Source organism: Variovorax sp. GW822-FHT04E09 (assembly GCF_058800845.1).
In genome coordinates, this window is the sequence record NZ_JBXAMR010000011.1 from 1 (window position 1) to 17,064 (window position 17,064).

14 protein-coding genes are annotated in these 17,064 nt (G+C 70.9%); 5 read left to right on the forward strand and 9 right to left on the reverse strand.

Annotated elements, in window-relative coordinates:
- The first annotated feature begins 293 nt into the window (after nt 1-293).
- Both AC1RL8_RS28990 and AC1RL8_RS28995 read left to right on the forward strand, forming a co-directional pair.
- Nucleotides 294-2,201 carry an ATP-binding cassette domain-containing protein gene (locus AC1RL8_RS28990; protein WP_492687236.1) on the forward strand — a complete coding sequence of 636 codons (1,908 nt, stop codon included), beginning with the start codon at nt 294-296 and terminating at the stop codon, nt 2,199-2,201.
- A 107-nt stretch (nt 2,202-2,308) separates the two neighbouring features.
- Nucleotides 2,309-4,030: a phospholipase D family protein gene (locus AC1RL8_RS28995; protein WP_492687237.1), complete on the forward strand. Its 1,722-nt coding sequence runs from the start codon at nt 2,309-2,311 to the stop codon at nt 4,028-4,030.
- A 24-nt stretch (nt 4,031-4,054) separates the two neighbouring features.
- Here the strand turns inward: AC1RL8_RS28995 and AC1RL8_RS29000 are convergent, their stop codons facing one another.
- The 4 genes from AC1RL8_RS29000 to AC1RL8_RS29015 form a co-directional block, all read right to left on the reverse strand.
- Entirely contained in the window at nt 4,055-4,981 is a 927-nt protein-coding gene (locus AC1RL8_RS29000; RefSeq protein ID WP_492687238.1) for a copper chaperone PCu(A)C domain-containing protein, read from the reverse strand.
- Between the two features lie 32 nt (nt 4,982-5,013).
- Nucleotides 5,014-7,353, reverse strand: a complete 2,340-nt coding sequence (locus tag AC1RL8_RS29005; protein WP_492687239.1) for a TonB-dependent receptor — start codon at nt 7,351-7,353, stop codon at nt 5,014-5,016.
- Between the two features lie 86 nt (nt 7,354-7,439).
- The gene (locus tag AC1RL8_RS29010) at nt 7,440-7,811 is read right to left on the reverse strand and encodes a DUF2946 family protein (protein ID WP_492687240.1); all 372 of its coding nucleotides are present in this window, start codon (nt 7,809-7,811) and stop codon (nt 7,440-7,442) included.
- 11 nt (nt 7,812-7,822) lie between these two features.
- Nucleotides 7,823-9,079, reverse strand: coding sequence for a TraB/GumN family protein (locus AC1RL8_RS29015; protein ID WP_492687241.1), 1,257 nt, complete (start codon nt 9,077-9,079; stop codon nt 7,823-7,825).
- A gap of 65 nt (nt 9,080-9,144) precedes the next feature.
- On the opposite strand from AC1RL8_RS29015, the gene AC1RL8_RS29020 reads away from it, so the two are divergent.
- Together AC1RL8_RS29020 and AC1RL8_RS29025 are read left to right on the forward strand one after the other, a co-directional pair.
- On the forward strand, nt 9,145-9,558 hold the full coding sequence (locus AC1RL8_RS29020; RefSeq protein ID WP_159274653.1) for a VOC family protein: 414 nt from the start codon (nt 9,145-9,147) through the stop codon (nt 9,556-9,558).
- A gap of 2 nt (nt 9,559-9,560) precedes the next feature.
- On the forward strand, nt 9,561-10,760 hold the full coding sequence (locus AC1RL8_RS29025; RefSeq protein ID WP_492687288.1) for a toxin-antitoxin system YwqK family antitoxin: 1,200 nt from the start codon (nt 9,561-9,563) through the stop codon (nt 10,758-10,760).
- A 21-nt stretch (nt 10,761-10,781) separates the two neighbouring features.
- Here the strand turns inward: AC1RL8_RS29025 and AC1RL8_RS29030 are convergent, their stop codons facing one another.
- From AC1RL8_RS29030 to AC1RL8_RS29040, 3 genes are read right to left on the reverse strand one after another with little or no spacing between them, the layout of a single operon-like run.
- Nucleotides 10,782-11,756 (reverse strand): Bug family tripartite tricarboxylate transporter substrate binding protein, encoded by a 975-nt coding sequence (locus AC1RL8_RS29030; RefSeq protein ID WP_062482864.1) that lies wholly within the window; start codon nt 11,754-11,756, stop codon nt 10,782-10,784.
- Nucleotides 11,757-11,760: 4 nt separating this feature from the next.
- On the reverse strand, nt 11,761-11,997 hold the full coding sequence (locus tag AC1RL8_RS29035) for a hypothetical protein (protein WP_095746954.1): 237 nt from the start codon (nt 11,995-11,997) through the stop codon (nt 11,761-11,763).
- Entirely contained in the window at nt 11,994-13,754 is a 1,761-nt protein-coding gene (locus tag AC1RL8_RS29040) for an FAD-dependent monooxygenase (protein WP_492687242.1), read from the reverse strand. Before AC1RL8_RS29040 ends, AC1RL8_RS29035 begins: the two co-directional genes overlap by 4 nt.
- A gap of 83 nt (nt 13,755-13,837) precedes the next feature.
- Between AC1RL8_RS29040 and AC1RL8_RS29045 the strand changes: the two genes are divergently transcribed.
- On the forward strand, nt 13,838-14,635 hold the full coding sequence (locus AC1RL8_RS29045; RefSeq protein WP_492687243.1) for a helix-turn-helix transcriptional regulator: 798 nt from the start codon (nt 13,838-13,840) through the stop codon (nt 14,633-14,635).
- Here AC1RL8_RS29045 and AC1RL8_RS29050 read toward each other — a convergent pair.
- On the reverse strand, nt 14,622-15,749 hold the full coding sequence (locus AC1RL8_RS29050) for a zinc-dependent alcohol dehydrogenase family protein (protein ID WP_070063846.1): 1,128 nt from the start codon (nt 15,747-15,749) through the stop codon (nt 14,622-14,624). The two genes, AC1RL8_RS29045 and AC1RL8_RS29050, sit on opposite strands and share 14 nt — an antisense overlap.
- A 27-nt stretch (nt 15,750-15,776) precedes the next feature.
- On the reverse strand, nt 15,777-17,003 hold the full coding sequence (locus AC1RL8_RS29055; protein WP_492687289.1) for an ABC transporter substrate-binding protein: 1,227 nt from the start codon (nt 17,001-17,003) through the stop codon (nt 15,777-15,779).
- Nucleotides 17,004-17,064 lie beyond the last annotated feature (61 nt).

The following is a 17,064-nucleotide window of genomic DNA, read 5'->3' on the forward strand; positions in this document are numbered from 1 at the left end:
CTTTCTTCACCATCCACAACCAACGCTCCTGAGAGCACCAGTCGCTTCAAACACCAGAGGTATTCAGCAGCGAAGCCCACGAGTATATGACAGATTTCGGCTCGTGCAAGCCAAGCCGAAAGAAACTTGAAGAAGACCTTTGCGGCCCCGCTCGCCGCCCGCTTCACGCCTCTTCCCTGACTGCCGGCGTCTCTCCCAGGGGACGCCAGTCCCTTTTATATAGAGAGTCACAAAGAAGCCTTCTCCCCCAGCCGCCAGGCGCCGTCACCCGCCCCTCCGATAATCCGTGCCACATGGCACTCATCACACTCCTCGACGCGCAGCTCGCGTTCGGTCACGTCCCGCTGCTGGATCATGCGGACTTCTCTCTTCTCGAATCGGAACGCATCGGCCTGATCGGCCGCAATGGTGCCGGCAAGTCGTCAATGCTCAAGATACTGGGCGGGCTGGAAAAGCCCGACGACGGCACGCTGCAGCTTCAGCAGAACCTGCGCGTGGCCTACGTGGCACAGGAACCCGCGCTGGACATGGATGCGGACGTCTTCACCGCCGCCAGCCAGGGCCTGGGCGAAGTCATCGCCATCCGCGACCTGTACCTCTCCGGCGCGGACGGGCTCGACCTGGACGCCCTGCAGTCCAAGATCGAAGCCTACGACGCCTGGAACTGGGAACAGCGCGTCGAAGAAACGCTGCATCGCCTCCACCTCGACCGCAATGCGCGCGTCGGCTCGCTCTCGGGCGGCACGCGCAAGCGGGTCGCGCTGGCCCAGGCCCTGGTGGCCGCGCCGGACGTGCTTCTATTAGACGAACCCACCAACCACCTGGACCTCGACTCCATCGAGTGGCTGGAGCAGCTGCTGATCGACTTCAAGGGCAGCGTCGTCACCATCACCCACGACCGCAGCTTCCTGAACCGCGTCGCCACCCGCATCGTGGAGCTTGACCGGGGGAAGCTGGGCTCCTACCCCGGCAACTTCGAGCAGTACCTCGTCCAGAAGGAAGAACAGCTCGCGCAAGAGGCGATCATCAGCGCCAAGGCCGACAAGCTGCTGGCCCAGGAAGAGATCTGGATCCGCAAGGGCGTCGAGGCGCGCCGCACGCGCAGCCAGAGCCGCATCACGCGGCTGCAGGAACTGCGCGCCAGCCGCGCCGCGCGCCGCGAGGTGCAGGGCAGCGTCAACATGGACGTGGCCTCGGGCCAGTCCAGCGGCAAGATCGTGGCCGAGCTCACCGACGCCACCAAGTCCTTCGGCGAGAAGACCGTGATCCGCGGTTTCAGCGGCACCATCCTGCGCGGCGACAAGATCGGCCTGCTGGGCCCGAACGGCGCCGGCAAGACGACGCTGCTCAAGCTGATCCTGGGCGAACTCGAGCCCGACAGCGGCAAGATCCGCCGCGGCACCAACCAGCAGGTGGCGTACTTCGACCAGATGCGCGACAAGCTCGACCTCGACGCCACGCTGGAAGACTTCATCAGCCCCGGCAGCGAGTGGATCGAAATCGGCAGCCAGAAGAAGCACGTCAAGAGCTATCTGTCGGACTTCCTGTTCTCGCCCGCGCGCGCCAACTCCCCCGTGCGCTCGCTCAGCGGCGGCGAACGCAACCGCCTGCTGCTGGCGCGCCTGTTCGCGCGCCCGGCCAACGTACTGGTGCTCGACGAGCCGACCAACGACCTGGACATCGACACGCTCGAGCTGCTCGAAGGCCTGCTGCAGGACTACGACGGCACCGTGTTCCTCGTGAGCCACGACCGCACCTTCCTGGACAACGTGGTGACCAGCACGATCGCCTTCGAGGGCGACGGCCGCTGGCGCGAGTACGAGGGCAGCGTGGAAGACTGGCTGATCCAGTCCAAGCGCGCACGCGAAATCGCCGAGCAGCGCCTCGCGTCGGCGCCGCCGCCGCCTCCAGCCGCCGCCCCGGCCCCGGCACCCGCGGCTGCACCCGCCGCCGCCCCCGCCGGCGGCCCCCGCAAGAAGCTCTCTTACAAGGAGCAGCGCGAACTCGAAGCCCTGCCCGCGCAGATCGAAGCCCTCGAAGCCGAGCAGAAGCGCATCAGCGAAATGCTCGAACTCGACGGCGGCGCCATCTACGCGAGCGACGCCTCGCGCGCGGTCGAGCTGAGCGAGCGCCACGCCAAGATCGACGACGAACTGCTCGCCGCGCTGGAGCGCCAGGAAGAGCTCGGCGCCGGGCGCTGAGCGCCGTCTTCCTGCGCCGGTTGGCCGCCCGTCCCACCCACGACTGGCGCCAACTCGGCTATACATGCGGCACCGCCTTCCCAAGCCCCCCGGAAAGACCCCGCCGCATGCCTTCTTCTTCCTTCCACGCGTTGGTCCGCCGCAGCGTCGCGCTGCTGGCCCTTCTGGTGCTCGGCGCCTGCGCGCAGTTGCCGAAGGATGTGGACCGCCCCGTCTCGACCGCGCTCGCCTCGCCCGACGGCACGGCGCTGGCGACCTTGCTGCGGGAACGCCGCAACGCCGACAAGGCGCGCTTCGACTCCGGTTTCCTGCTGCTGGGCGGCCCGCAGGCCGCTTACGGCAGCCGGCTGGCGCTGATCGAGAACGCACAGAAGACGCTGGACCTGCAGTACTACGCCATCCACGCCGACGCCAGCACCGGCCGGCTGGTGCGCGGGCTGCGCGCGGCGGCCGAGCGCGGCGTGCGGGTGCGCATCCTGCTGGACGACTTCCACACCATCGGCCGCGACGCGCTGGTGCTCGGCCTGGCCTTCATTCCGAACATCGAGATGCGGCTGTTCAACCCGCTCGCGGGTTCGCGCGGCACCGGCTTCAACCGCATGCTCAACGCCATCGGCGAGGTCTCGCGCATCCAGCAGCGCATGCACAACAAGCTGTTCCTGGCCGACAACGTGATGGGCGTGACGGGCGGGCGCAACCTGGGCGACGCCTACTTCGGCAATGCCACCACCGGCAACTTCGTCGACGTCGACGTGCTGGCGGCCGGCCCGATCGTGCAGGACCTCTCGCGCAGCTTCGACAGCTACTGGAACAACGAGCGCGCCTACCCCGTGCAGTCGCTGGTCTCGCGCGAGGAGTTCCAGCGCATCCGCGACCGCGCGCGCCGGGTCGACCAGGAACTCAGCGACGAAGCGGCCGAAGCGCGCAACCAGCCCAAGCCCCCGGACGGCGAGCCGCGCCCCGGCGCCGGCCCCACGCCCGAGCAGCGGGCCCGCGCCTGGGACGAGAAGCCGCTGGACCTGCGCAGCGCCGCCTTCGTCTGGGCCCCGGCGCTGATGCTGGCCGACGCGCCCGGCAAGATCCCCGCCGACAGCGGCCCCGGCGCGGTGCGCAACCCCGACCTCGTGGTCAGTCGGCCCGAGCTGCCCTCGCGCAGCGCCACCGCGCTGGCCGACCTGGCCTCCAGCGGCGACACGGTGGTCGAAGGCCTGCTGCACCTGATCGGCCAGGCGCGCACCGACCTGCTGATCATCTCGCCCTATTTCGTGCCCGGCCCCGACATGCAGCAGGCCTTTGCCGCGGCACGCGCGCGGGGCGTGCGCATCCGGGTGCTGACGAATTCACTGGCCTCGAACGACGCACCCATCGCCCACGTCGGCTATGCGCGCCACCGCAAGGCGCTGCTCGCCGCGGGCGTGGAGCTGTACGAGCTGCGCAGCGAGCAGGCCGACTTCGGCAACGTGTTCGGCTCCTCGGGCGGCAGCGGCGTGAGCGGTGAATCGCGCGCAATGCTGCACTCCAAGGTGCTGGTGATGGACGGCCGGTTGCTGGTGGTCGGCTCGATGAACCTGGACCTGCGCTCGCAGCTGCAGAACACCGAGATCGCGCTGCTGATCCGCAGCGGCGAACTTTCGCGCATGGCGGCCGAGCAGATCGAGCGCGGCATGCGCGAGCGCGCCTGGCATGTCGAGCTCGCAAAAGGCACGCTGGTGTGGCACGCGCCCGAAGGCAGCGGCCTGCAGGACACGGACACCGAGCCCGACGCGAGCGCCACGCTGCGCTTCCTGCTGCGGCTGTTCGGACCGCTGGCGCCGGACCAGCTGCTCTGACGGTCCAGCCAGACCCCGTCGGGGTCAGTGCTTGTGCTGGTGCGCACCGCCCACCGCGGGCGCGGCAGCAGCGGCGCCTTCCGGCGCACCGACCGGCAGCTTCAGCTCCAGCGTCGTCTTCGCGCCCTTGGCGTCCTCGAACTTCAGGGTCATGGGCACGGTCGCGCCCTTGGTCATGGCGCCCTTCAGGTCCATCAGCATCACGTGGTAGCCGCCGGGCTTGAGCTCGACGGTCTTGCCGGCCGGCAGCTCGAGGCCGCCCGCGAGTTCGCGCATGCGCATGGTGTCGCCTTCCATCTTCATCTCGTGCACCTCGGCCACACCGGCGGCAGGCGTCGAGATGCCGACCAGCTTCGTGCCCGTGGGCGCGGTGAGCTTCATGAAGGCGCCCGTGCCGCTCTGGCCCGGCACCGACTGGCGCACCCAGGCGTCGCGCACGTCGACCGTGGCCACGCCCTGCGCCACCACGTCGAGCTTGGCCGCGGGCGCCTTCAGGCCGGCCGTGGCGCTGCCCGACGCGGGCACTTCGGCCCAGTCGACGCTGCCGACGTCGCAGTCCTGGCGCACCTTGAACCACAGCGGGCCCGGCGTGGCGGGCACCTTGCCGCGCAGCACGAACTCGCCGCGCTCGCTGCCGGGCAACGCGTTCTGCGGCGTCTCTGCCGTCCAGCGCACTTCGCCTTCGGCGCTGCCGGCCTTGGGCGCGTCGAGCTTCCAGCCCTTGCGCGCCTGGGCGTCGGTGAGCACGAAGCCCTTGGGCAGGCGCACCGCGAGGCCGGTGGTGGCCTTGGCGCCTTCGCAGGCGTGGCCGACGCGGAAGGCGGCGTTGTACTCGCTGCCGACGGTGGCGCCGCCCGGGGGCAGGCTCACGTGGGCGCCGGCGGCGCCGGCACCGGCCAGCAGGGCGCAGGCGGCGAGGGTGTGGAACGTAGGGGTCGAAAGCTTCGTCATGGCGGGTGTCCTTGAATAGGAAAAAGTGAGGGTCAAAGGTCGAACTTGAGTTCGGCCACGAAGGTGCGTTGCGGGTACGGGTGGAAGGCCCAGTAGGTGCGGTTGTTCAGGTTGTCGATGCCGACGGCGGCGCTCCACTGGCGGTCGATGCGGTAGCGGATGCGCGCATCGACCACGAAGAACTTCGAGAAGCCCATGAAGGCCATGCCGTTCGGGTCGCTGTTGTCGAGCGTGCCGTACTGCCGGCCGCTGTAGCGCGCGCCGACGGTGTAGCTCCACTTCGCATCGGGCCGGTAGGTGGCGAGCAGCGAGGCGCGCACCTTGGGCACGCGCGGCTGGTCGCGCCCGACGCTGGCCGGGAAGCCGCGGTTGGCGGTGATCTTCGAATCGGTCAGCGTGAGGCTGCCGCCCAGGTCCAGCCCCTGGATGCCCGCGTCGACCGTGTTGATCGCCACCTCCAGCCCGCGCGTGCGGATGGCGTCGACGTTCTGCACGGTGCTCACGAGGTTGGTGAGCGCCTGGGTGTACAGCGCGTCCTTCGTGTGCTCGAAGAACAGCGTGGTGCGCAGCACGCCGTCGACGCCCCAGCGCTTGAGGTCGCGCTCGGCGCTCAGCTCGGCGGTCCACGAGCGCTCGGGACGCAGCTCGGGGTTGGTGTTGACGATGCGGTTGCCCTCGATCGAGCCCTGGTAGAGCTCGCTCACGGTGGGCATGCGCACGGCGCGGCCGACCGAGGCCTTGAAGTGCCAGTCGGGCGTGGCCTGCCAGGCGAGCGCGGCCTTGGGCGAGACGAAGCTGTTCTTGCGCGGCGCGAAGTCGAGCAGCCGCGCCGCGTTGCCCAGCTGGCCGCCGTACGCCTCCCAGCGCTCATGGCGCAGGCCCAGCGTGGTTTTCCAGTCTTTGGCGAAGCGCCAGGTGTCCTGCACGTAGAGCGAACGCAGTCGCGTGTTGCCGTTGAAGGCGGAGAACGGCGACACGGCCGGCCCGCCGGTCCAGTCGCGCGTGTTGCCGATGGCGCTGCGCAGCCGTGCGGTGTCCTGCTGGACGCCGAAGTCGACCACATGCGCGCCCACGCCTTCGGCCGAGCCGGTGGGCCGCCAGGTGCCCGCGGCCTTGAAGGTGTGCCAGCCGGTGCCGCCCATGTCGGTGGTGCGGCCGGGGCCGCCGTAGAAGGCGCCCGGCAGTGCCGTGGTCGGCGTGCGCGAGGTGTCTTTCGCGTAGTCGAACAGGCTCGCCGCCACCTCCCAGTCGAACACGCCGCCCGTGTGGCTCTTCACCGAGAGGCCGTGCATGTAGTGCGTGAGCGCCGTCTCGGTCGGCGCGAAGGCCGCCGCCGGTGCGTCCAGGTTGTAGGTGCGTCCGCCGAGGTTCACGCGCCCGCCGTACACCGGCTGGCCGAGCGCATCGCGCAGGTAGGTGTCGGTGCTGCCGTGCGTGGTGTTGTGCCAGGCGCCCAGCGTGTAGGTGGCGCGCACGGTGGGCGAGAAGTCGTAGGCCAGCTTGAGCTTGGCCTGCTCCTGGGTCGTGTCGTAGGCGGTGATGCCGCCCAGCAGCCACCATGGCTGGTTCGACGGGTTCAGCCCGAGCACCGCGCCGGTGACGGGCGTGCCCGCGCTGCCCACCGTGCCGGCGCTCACGAGCCGGTTGGCAAACGACAGCGACTGCCCCTTGCTGTGGGTGCGCGAGGCGCCGAGCCACCACGACCAGTCGCCGCTGCGGCTGCCCAGCGACAGGTCGAGCTGCTGGCCGCCCGGCGACGAATGGCTGTTGTACAGGTCGAAGTTCGAGGTGAAGCCGCTGAGCTTGACGTGCGCCTCGAGCTGCGTGGGCATGCGCGTCACGTAGTCGACCACGGCGCCCACCGAGTTGCCCGGGTAGGCGGCCGAGAACGGGCCGTAGAGCACGTCGACGCGCTCGATCTCGTCGGGCGACACCATGCCCCAGCGCGGCGCGAAGGTGGCGCCGTTGCCCAGCGGGTTCGACAGCATGATGCCGTCGGCGTAGACCATCGCACGCGCGCTGTTGCCCGTGCCCGAGGCGCGCGTGGCGAGCACCGCGTGGTTGAAGTCGCCGATGTAGCGCTTGCGCACCAGCAGGCTCGGCAGGTACTTGAGCGCGTCTTCGGCGTCGGTCGCGTTGACCGTCTCGGCGATCTGCTCGGCGGTCACGCCTTCGATGGTGGTGGGGATCTGCGTCGGCAGCGAGGTCGGCCGGCCGCCGCTGATGGTGACGGTACCCAGCGTGCGGCCCGGGGCGGCCGCAGCGCCGGCCTCCGGCGGATCAACGTCCGGCGGCGTTTGCTGCTGCGCCCACACCGGCGCGCTGAAGGGAAATGCCATGGCGATCGCCAGGGCGCGGGAGTGCTGCTTCATGGGGAACCGGCTCCACGAACTTCAAGCCAAAGGGACTGCCTGCGCGCACCCGGGGTGCACCGACAGACAGCGCTGTTGCTGATCGCTCAGGCGGAACGCGGAGGCCCACGGGCCGGAAGCGGCGCGGCCGTGGCCGCGGCATGGCGCGCGGCGGGAATGGGTTGAAGCACGCGCCCCAGCGGCAGGGGCGCATCGAACGCGGCCGCCACGGGCGGCGGGGGCGGTGCGCCGGTCAGCACGCACAGCGGGCAGTCCATGTGCGTGGCGCCCATGTCCTGCACGCCATCTTCGGTGTGCACCACCACCTTGATGGTGCCGGCGCCGGAACACACCAGTTCCATCGCCTGCGGATGCACCACCGGCGACGCCACCGCCACGCCCAGCGACAGCATGAACCACAGCAGCACCCAGCGGCCGAGGCGGCCGATCAGGCGGGGGTGGGGGCGCAACGTGTGCATGGCGGTCGCGATTATCGGCGCACTTTGCTGTTGGTGGCCTTGGGGGCGGCACGGGGTGCGGCCTTGCCTTTCGGCGCGGCAGCGGCTTTGGCGGTCGGCTTGGCCCCGCTCTTCGCGGTCGCCTTCTGGCCCGTGCCCTTGACCGCCTTCTGCCCCTTGACGTTCTTGCCACCGCGCACCGCCTTGCGGGCTGGCGGCTCGGGCGCGGCGAGCGCCGGCATCGGCAGCGCCTGCTGCGCCTGCGCCTCGGTGAGCACTGGCGTCACGCGAAAGCCGCGCGCCACCATCAGCGTGGGCAGGCCCTGCGCGCCGACCATGTGCAGCGCGCCGACCGCGGCGAACGCGCTGCGCCCGCCCGCGTGCAAGCGCTCGATGCCGTCGGCCAGCCCGGGGTTGCGGTCGTCGAGCAGGCGCTTCATGAGGCGCTGCTCGGCCGGCGTGTTCAGGCACTCGCACCACTCGGCGTAGCGCGCCAGCCGGGCCGCGTCGCTGCGCGCCCAGACATCGGCCAGCGTCTTGAGCTGGCCGCGCAGCCGGCCCGATTCGAGCTCGTCGAGCATGGCGTCGATCTGCTCGGCCTCCTCGGCTTCGGAACCGCCGGTGAGCCAGCGCAGCTGGTCGGCCGCGTTCTCGAGCGCGACGATCGGCTTGTTGCTGTTGCGCGCCGAGACGGCCAGCGTCTCGTCGACGCCGAACTCCGCATACAGCCCGTCGGCGCGCGCCGCCAGCGCGGTCAGCGCCGTCACCTGCAGGATGGGCGGCAGCCGGGCGGTCGAGCCCGGCGGCACGCAGGCCTCGGCGTTCTGGCGCTCGAGCCGGCGGGCGCGTTCGCCGCTGAGCACGCGCGCCACCGCGGCCGGGTCGGCCGGCTGGCTCAGGGCGCGCACCGTGGCGTCGTCGCGCGAGTCGAGCTCCAGCGCGAGCGTGTCGCTCTGCGCCAGCGCCTTCTGCACGGTCGGGCCGGGACGCACCCATTCGCCGCGCCCCAGGTGCAGGGTGCCGTAGAGCCACGAGGTGCGGCCGTCGCGCTCGATGCGCCACAGCAGGCCGCGGTCGATGCCGTTGCGCAGGCCGATGCCGGGCTTCTCGAGACTCGCGATGGCCGAGGGCGGGCAGGCGGCGGCGTGGGCCGCGACCGCGATGAAACAACCACCGACGGCCGCGAAGGCCTGGCGGGTCAGACGTGCAAGAAGGCGCTGGGGCGCCGGCCGGTCGGTGCCGCGCGACAGCAGGCGCAGCGGTGCGACGAGGGCTCGGAGTATCCGCAAGGCGAGCTCCATGATTGAAAGAAAGTCCGGCATTCTCACAGCACCGCTGCCCATAATCCAAAACCATGCAAAGCATCTTTCACCTTGCCTTCCACGTGCGCGACCTGGACGGCGCCCGCCGCTTCTACGGCGACGTGCTGGGCTGCGCCGAAGGCCGCAGCACCGACACCTGGGTCGACTTCGACTTCTTCGGCCACCAGATCTCGCTGCATCGGGGCGAGCCCTTCGCCACCACCCGCACCGGCCGCGTCGGCGACGCAATGGTGCCCATGCCGCACTTCGGCATCGTGCTCGCGCTGCCCGACTGGCAGGCGCTGGCCGGGCGCCTCGAAGCCGCCGGCACCGAGTTCGTGCTGAAGCCGCAGGTGCGCTTCGAAGGCCAGCCGGGCGAGCAGTGGACGATGTTCTTCTGCGACCCCTTCGGCAACCCGATCGAGGTCAAGGGTTTCCGTTCGCTCGACACGCTCTACGACAAGTGACCCTGCGCCCGCCCGCTTCCGATCTTCGGGCGCCCCGGGCGGCCGCGTCCCTCCTCGGCCCGGCCGCGATCGCATTGGCCGCGCTGCTGGGTACCCCGACGGTCCATGCGCAGCAGGAGTGCGAGCTCAACGGCCAGCGCGTGAGCCCGGCCGACGGCAACAGCACCGCCGGCAAGACCGGCCTGATGCGCTGCAAGGACCGCGGCACCGGCGAGCTCCAGCGCGAGCAGCAGGTGCAGAACGGCGTCTTCATGGGCCTGGTGCGCTTCTATGAAAAGGGCAAGCTCGCGCGCGAGCACACCATCAACGCCAAGGGCAACATGCACGGCCGCGCGCGCGAGTTCGCGCCCGGTGGCCAGGTGCTGCGCGACGCCATGTACGACGACGGCCAGGAGCGCGGCCTGGTGCGCAGCTTCTACCCCGGCGGCCAGCTGCGGCGCGCCACCTTCTACCCCGACCGCGGCACCGAGCGCGCCATGGTCGAGTTCACCGAGCGCGGCCAGATGTCGATGCTGCGCTGTGCCGAGGCGCCGGTGCTGGCGCCGGTGGCCGACGATGCCAGGCTGTGCGGCTTCACCGGCGGGCCGTCGAACGTCGACCTGTTCGACGCGCGCGGCACGCTGCGCTCGCGGCTGTCGTACCAGGCGGGCAAGCGCGTGCGCACGCAGGAGTTCTACGACAACGGCAAGCCGTCGGTGGTCGACGAGACCAGCGGCAACCGGCGCGTGGAGCGCAGTTTTTCGTCCGAGGGCGTGAAGCGGCGCGAAACCGTGTGGCTGCTGGTCGGGCGCTCGTCGATCCGCCAGCGCGAGCAGGAGTTTTCCGACCGCGGCTCGCTGGTGCGCGACCAGCGCTGGAACGCCGCGGGCGAGCCCCTGAGCGACGACAGCTATCACCTCAACGGCCAGCCGCGCAGCAAGGCCGTCTACAGCGGCGCCGGCAGCGAGCGCACGGTCGACGTGACCGAGTTCTACGACAGCGGCCAGCGCGCCGCGCAGGGCCGCTACCTGGCGCCGGGGCGCGGCCGGCAGGTGCCCGTGGGCACGCACCAGCGCTTCAATGAAAAGGGCGAGCTGCTGGCCGAGTCGAGCTTCGACGACAAGGGCCGCGTGACGCGCGAACGCAGCTGGGACGAGAACGGCGAGCTGCAGCGCGACGACGAAGTCTTCGAAGACGGCTCGCGAAAAGCATTCGCCCGCTAGGACGAACGCCCCTGGGCGGCATCAGTCCAGCTTGATGCCGGCCTGCTTGATGATCGGACCCCAGCGCTTCGATTCCGCGCGCGACAACGCCGCGAACTGCGCCGGCGTGCCGGGCATCGCTTCCATGCCGAAGTCGTCGAAGCGCTTTTGCACGGCCGGCGTGCTGAAGGCCTTGTTCAGGTCGCTGTTGAGCTTGTTCACCACGGCAGCCGGCAGGCCGGCCGGGCCCAGGATGCCCTGGAACGCGAACACCTCGGTGTTGGGCACGCCCACTTCGGCCAGCGTCGGCACGTCGGGCAGGCGCTTGCTGCGCGCGCCCGAGCCGATGGCCAGCACGCGCACCTTGTTGCCCTGCATGATCGGCAGGCCCGAGGCCAGGTCCAGGAACATGCACGGCACCTGGCCGCCCATCACGTCGGCCATGGCCGGCGCCGCGCCGCGGTACGGGATGTGGGTGATGAAGGTGCCGGTGCGCGCCTTGAACATTTCCATCGCCAGGTGGTGCGGCGAGCCGTTGCCGGGCGACGCGTAGTTGACCTTGCCGGGGTTGGCCTTCACGTAGGCCAGGAACTCCTTGAAGGTCTTGGCCGGGAAGTCCGGGTGCACCACCAGCGCGAGCGGGAACTTGCCGATGGCGCCGATGTAGGTGAAGTCTTTCTCGGGGTTGAACGGCAGCTTGCTGAACAGGTGCTCGTTGAAGGCCAGCACGGCGTTGTCGGCCGACAGCACCGTGTAGCCGTCGGGCTTGCTCTTGGCGACCAGGTCGGCGCCGATGTTGGTCGACGCGCCGGGGCGGTTGTCGACCACGATCTGCTGGCCCAGCGTCTGGCGCATGGCCTCGGCCAGCACGCGTGCGATCACGTCGGTGCCGCCGCCCGCGGGGTACGGCACGACCCACTTGATGAGCTGCGCGGGGTAGTCCTGTGCGTGGGCGAAGGGGGCTGCGGCCACGGCGGCGCCGGAGGCGAGCGTGGCGAGAAGGGTGCGGCGATCCATGAGATCAATCTCCTGTTTTTTGTTCGGAAGCGGACAGCGATGGTACGGGCAGCGCGCGCAACGCGTCGGCCAGCGCGGCGCGGCAGCGCGCCTCGTCGCCGACCTGCTCGAACAGCAGTAGCGCGAGCCGCGCGAGGAACAGCGATTCGCGCTCGGCGCCGGCCTCGGTGATGGCGCGCGCGCACTCGGCGTACAGGCGGTCGCGGGCGTCGGGGTGGAGCGAGGGGGCGGAGGTCGTCATGCGGGAGTGTCCTGTGAAGTGGCGGCAGCCGCGCGCGCCAGCGCGGCGGGAAGCGCGCCGGCCGGCAGGCGATGCCAGCGCGCGGCCACGTGGCCATCGGGGCGCAGCAGGTAGACGGCGCCATCGCCGGCGCCGAGCGCGGCGAAAACGGCGGGGGACACCCGCGCATCGGTGCGGTCGTTGCTCCCCAGGCTGCCGATGGTGCGCACCTCGAAAGGCAAGGCGCCTTGCTGCGCGTGCGCGATGTCGGCGTCGGGCAGCGACGCCAGGTCCGGCTGCAGCACCAGCAGCGTGAACACCGGGCCGACCCAGTCGGTCAGATGGCCTTGCGCGAGCGGCTGCTCGGGCATCGCCTCGCCCGGCAGCGGGCCGGCCGGCAGCGCATCGCCCGTGCTCGACAGCGCCGAACCGTCGTAGCGCACGGCCTGCGTCTGGCGCGGGTTGATGAGCTGCGCGATGCCGCGGTGCGCCTCCGACAGCGACAGCGCCGCCTCGCGCAGCAGGTCGAAACCGCGCGAAGGCGGCGACATGAACTCGGTGCTGCGCATCGCGCTCTCGGCGTTGATGTGGAAGGCCGCGATGCGCTCCTGCGAGTACGAATCCAGCAGCGCCGGGCCCGACAGGCCCTGGGCCACGAAGGCCAGTTTCCAGGCCAGGTTGTCGGCGTCGTCGAAGCCCGAGTTGAGACCGCGCACGCCGAAGATCGGCATCGCGTGTGCCGCGTTGCCCGCGAACACGACGCGGCCGTGGCGGTAACTGTCGAGCGTCATCGCGCCGGCGCGGTAGACCGAGGTCCACACCGTCTTCCACGGCAGGTGGCCTTCGCCGATGGCGTCGAGGTGACGCTGCACGAACTCGGCCACCGCCGCGGGCTGCAGCGCGTCTTCGGTGCTCTGGCCGGCGCGCAGCTGGTAGTCGATGCGCCAGATGTCGTCGGGCTGGCGGTGCATCAGCACGGTCGAGCCGGGGTTCCACGGCGGGTCGAACCAGGCGCGGCGCTCGGTCGGGTGGTTGCTGTGCAGCTCGATGTCGATGATCACGTAGCGGCCTTCGTAGCCCGTGCCCTCCAGCGCCAGCCCGAGCGACTTGCGCACGAAGCTCTGGCCGCCGTCGCAGGCCGCGAGCCACTGGCCGCGCAGGCGGTAGGCGCCCTCGGCGTTGCGCACGTCGAGCGTCACGCCGCCGCCGTCCTCGTCCTGCGCGAGCGCGGTGAGCTCGGTGCCCCAGCGGATGTCGACGAGCCCCGGCGTCGCGGCATTGCGGCGCTCGATCTCGTCCAGCAGGTACTGCTCGATGTAGTACTGCTCCAGGTTGATCATCGGCGGCAGCTTCTGCTGCGCGGCCTGCGGCATCTCGAAGCGGAACACCTCGGCCGTCTTGTAGAAGCTGCGCCCCACGCTCCACGGCAGGCCCTTGCCCATGAAGGCCGGCAGCGCGCCCAGGCGCTCGACGATCTCCAGGCTGCGGCGCGAGATGCAGGCCGCGCGGCTGCCCACACAGACCGTGTCGTCGGCCTCGAGCACCACGCAGCGCACGCCGTGGTTGGCGAGCCCCAGCGCCAGCGCCATGCCCACGGGGCCGCCGCCCGCGATCACGACGGGGTGGCGGCCGGGCTCCATGCCGTCGGCGCCGAGCGTCGGCAGCCGGGGCGCGAAGCGCGTGTAGTGGAAGGCGCCGACCGAAGGCGGCAGCGCGGTCGCGCTGGCTGGCGGCGGCACGGGGCCGGTGGCGGCGTCGGCGGTACGGGTGGTGGTCATGGAACGGGATTGTCCCGATGCACCGCCCGCGCCAATGTCATAACTTCGTAGGAGGTATTTACCCTAGCCTCCCTTCGAAACCCATGAAACGCTGGCGCCTCCACCCTGCCGCCGACGCCCGGCTGTCGGCGGCCGTCGTCGGCGACGTGCTGGCAGGCATCGGCACGCCGCACCTGGCGGCCAGCTGCCTGGCGGCGATGCACCGCGTGATGCCCGTCACCTTCTGCACCGTGTTCGGCGTCGACGCCACCGGCCGCATCGAGACCGTCTCGGCCGCCAGCAGCTACGGCCACACGGCCGAGCGCACCGCCGAGCGCTACGTGGCGCAGCGCTACGACCGGCTCGACCCCCACATGGCGTGGCTGGCCGCGCGCAAGCTGCCGAAGCGCGCGCAGCTGTGGATGGGCCACCAGCACGGCGACGAGGTGGCCGACCCCGCCTACCGCGCCGCCTGCTACGGCGACGTGGGCATCCGCGAGCGCAGCTCGGTGCTGCTGCTGCGCCCGAGCGGCCAGCGCGTGGCCGTGAGCTTCTACCGCAGCCTGGCGCAACCCGAGTTCGGCGACACCGACTTCGGCGTCGTCGCCGCCCACGCCACCCTGCTGGCCGACGCCGCCAGCGCCCACAGCCGCAGCGCGGCGGCCGTGCACGAGGCGGCCGCGCCCACCCTCGCCTCGCGGCTGTTGACGCTGAGCCTGCGCGAGCGCGAGGTGATCGGCCACCTGATGGCGGGCCGCACGGCGAAGGAAACGGCGCGCGTGCTGGGCGTGGAACTCAGCACGGTGCGCACGCATCAGTACCGGGCGTTCCGGCGGTTGGGGATTCGGACGCAGAAGGAGTTGCTGCGGGGCGCGATGCCTGCGGCCGTCACGGCATCGTGACGATCTGCCGGATGGCCTCGCCGCGCTGCAGGCGGTCGAAGCCCTCGTTGATCTCCTCAAGCTTCAGCCGCCCGGTGAGCAGCCGGTCCACGGGCAGCTTGCCCTGGCGGTACAGCGCGATGAAGCGCCCCAGGTCGCGCCGCGGCACGCAGCTGCCGAGGTAGCTGCCCTTGAGCGTGCGCTCCTCGGCCACGAGGTGCCAGACCGGCGTGTTCAGCGTCTGGATGGCGGCGGGCAGGCCCACGGTCACGGTGGTGCCGCCGCGGCGCGTGACCTTGTAGGCGAACTCCAGCGCCTTGGCCGAGCCCACCATCTCGAGCGCATGGTCGACGCCGCCCTCGGTCATGTCGCGCAGCCGCTTGGCCGCGTCGGGGTCGCTGGCGTTGACGCTGTCGGTGGCGCCCAGCGCGAGGGCGAAGTCGAGCTTGTCCTGCGCCAGGTCGACCGCGATCACGCGCGCGGCGCCCGCCGCCAGCGCGCCCATGAGCGCGGCCAGCCCCACGCCGCCGAGCCCCACCACGGCCACGGTCTGGCCCGGCCGGACCTGCGAGGTGTTGACCACTGCCCCGACGCCCGTCACCACGGCGCAGCCGAACATGGCAGCAATTTCCAGCGGCAGCTCGCGGTCGATCTTGTGCAGCGAGCGGCGCGACACCGTCGCGTACTCGGCAAAGGCCGACACGCCCACGAAGTGGTCCATCGGCTCGCCGCGGTACGACAGCCGCCGCGCGCCGCCGAGCAGCGTGCCCGCCACGTTGGCCGCGCCGCCCGGCTCGCACAGCGCGGGGCGCCCCTCGGCGCACGGCGCGCAATGGCCGCAGCTCGGCACGAAGACCAGGATCACATGGTCGCCCGGCGCCAGGTCGGTCACGCCCTCGCCCAGCGCCTCGACCACGCCGGCCGCCTCGTGGCCCAGCACGATCGGCGTGCGGCGCGGCCGGTCGCCGTTGAGGATCGACAGGTCCGAGTGGCACAGCCCCGCGGCCGCGATGCGCACCAGCACCTCGCCGGGGCCGGGCGGCGCCAGCTCGACCTCCTCGATCTCGAGCGGTCGGCTCTGGGCATAGGGCGCGGGGGCGCCGAGGCGCTGCAGGACGGCGGCACGGACTTTCATGGGGTCTCCTTGGGTTCGGTCAGGCGATCAGGACTTCGCTGCGGCAACCAGCGGGCACTTGCTCTTGGACAAGGGCTGGAAGGCCTTGTCGCCGGGGATCGTGGACAGCACCGTGTAGTAGTCCCACGGGTACTTCGACTCGGCGGGCTTCTTCACGCTCACCAGGTACATGTCGTGCACCATGCGGCCGTCGGCGCGGATCGTGCCGCCCTGCGCGAAGAAGTCGTTCACCGGCATCGCCTTCATCTTCGCGGCCACGGTGGCGCCGTCGTCGGTGCCCGCGGCCTGCACCGCCTTCAGGTAGTGCGTGACCGCCGAGTAGGCGCCGGCCTGGATCATCGAAGGCATCTTCTTCATGCGCTCGAAGTAGCGCCGCGCCCAGGCCCGCGACTCGGGCGTGCGGTCCCAGTAGAAGCCGGTGGCGAAGGTCATGCCCTGCGCCTGCGCCAGGCCCAGCGCATGTACGTCGTTGATGAACATCAGCATCGGCACCACGCGCTGCTTCGGCGACACGCCGAACTGCCGCGCCGCCTTGACGGCATTGACCGTGTCGCTGGTGGCGTTGGCCAGCGCGATGGTGTCGGCCCCCGAGGCCTGCGCCTGCAACACGTACGACGAGAAGTCGCTCGCGTTGAGCGGGTGGAACACGCTGCCGATCACCTTGCCCTGCAGCTCGCCGACGAACTCGGTCATGTTGGCGGCCATGGCCTTGCCGAAGGCGTAGTCCACGCCGATCAGGTACCAGGTCTTGCCGCCCTGGCGGCTCACGCCCTGCGCGGCGCCGTTGGCCAGCGCATAGGTGTCGTAGGTGTAGTGGACCGAGGTCGGCGCGCAGGCTTCGTTGGTGAGCGCCACCGAGGCGCCGCCGGTGTTGATCGCCAGCTTCTGGCGCTCACGGGCCAGGTTGACCACCGACAGCGCCACGGCCGAGTTGTTCATGTCGAAGATGGCGTCGACGCCGTCGCGGTCGTACCAGGTGCGTGCCAGCGAGGCGCCGATGTCGGCCTTGTTCTGGTGGTCGCCCGAGACCAGTTCGATGGGCCGCCCGAGCACTTTGCCGCCGAAGTCCTCGATGGCCATGCGCGCGGCCTCGACCGAGCCGCGCCCCGCGGTGTCGGCGTACAGGCCCGACATGTCCGACAGCACGCCCACGCGCACCTTGTCGTCGCTGAGCTTCTGGGCGGCGGCCTGCCCGGCCAGCGCCATGCCCATCACCCCCCATGCGCACAACGCGCGCCCCGCCAGCTTCGGCATGCCCATGGACCTGTCTCCTTGCAGTGAACGGATCGCTGCATCCTAGGCAGCGCCCGCCGCG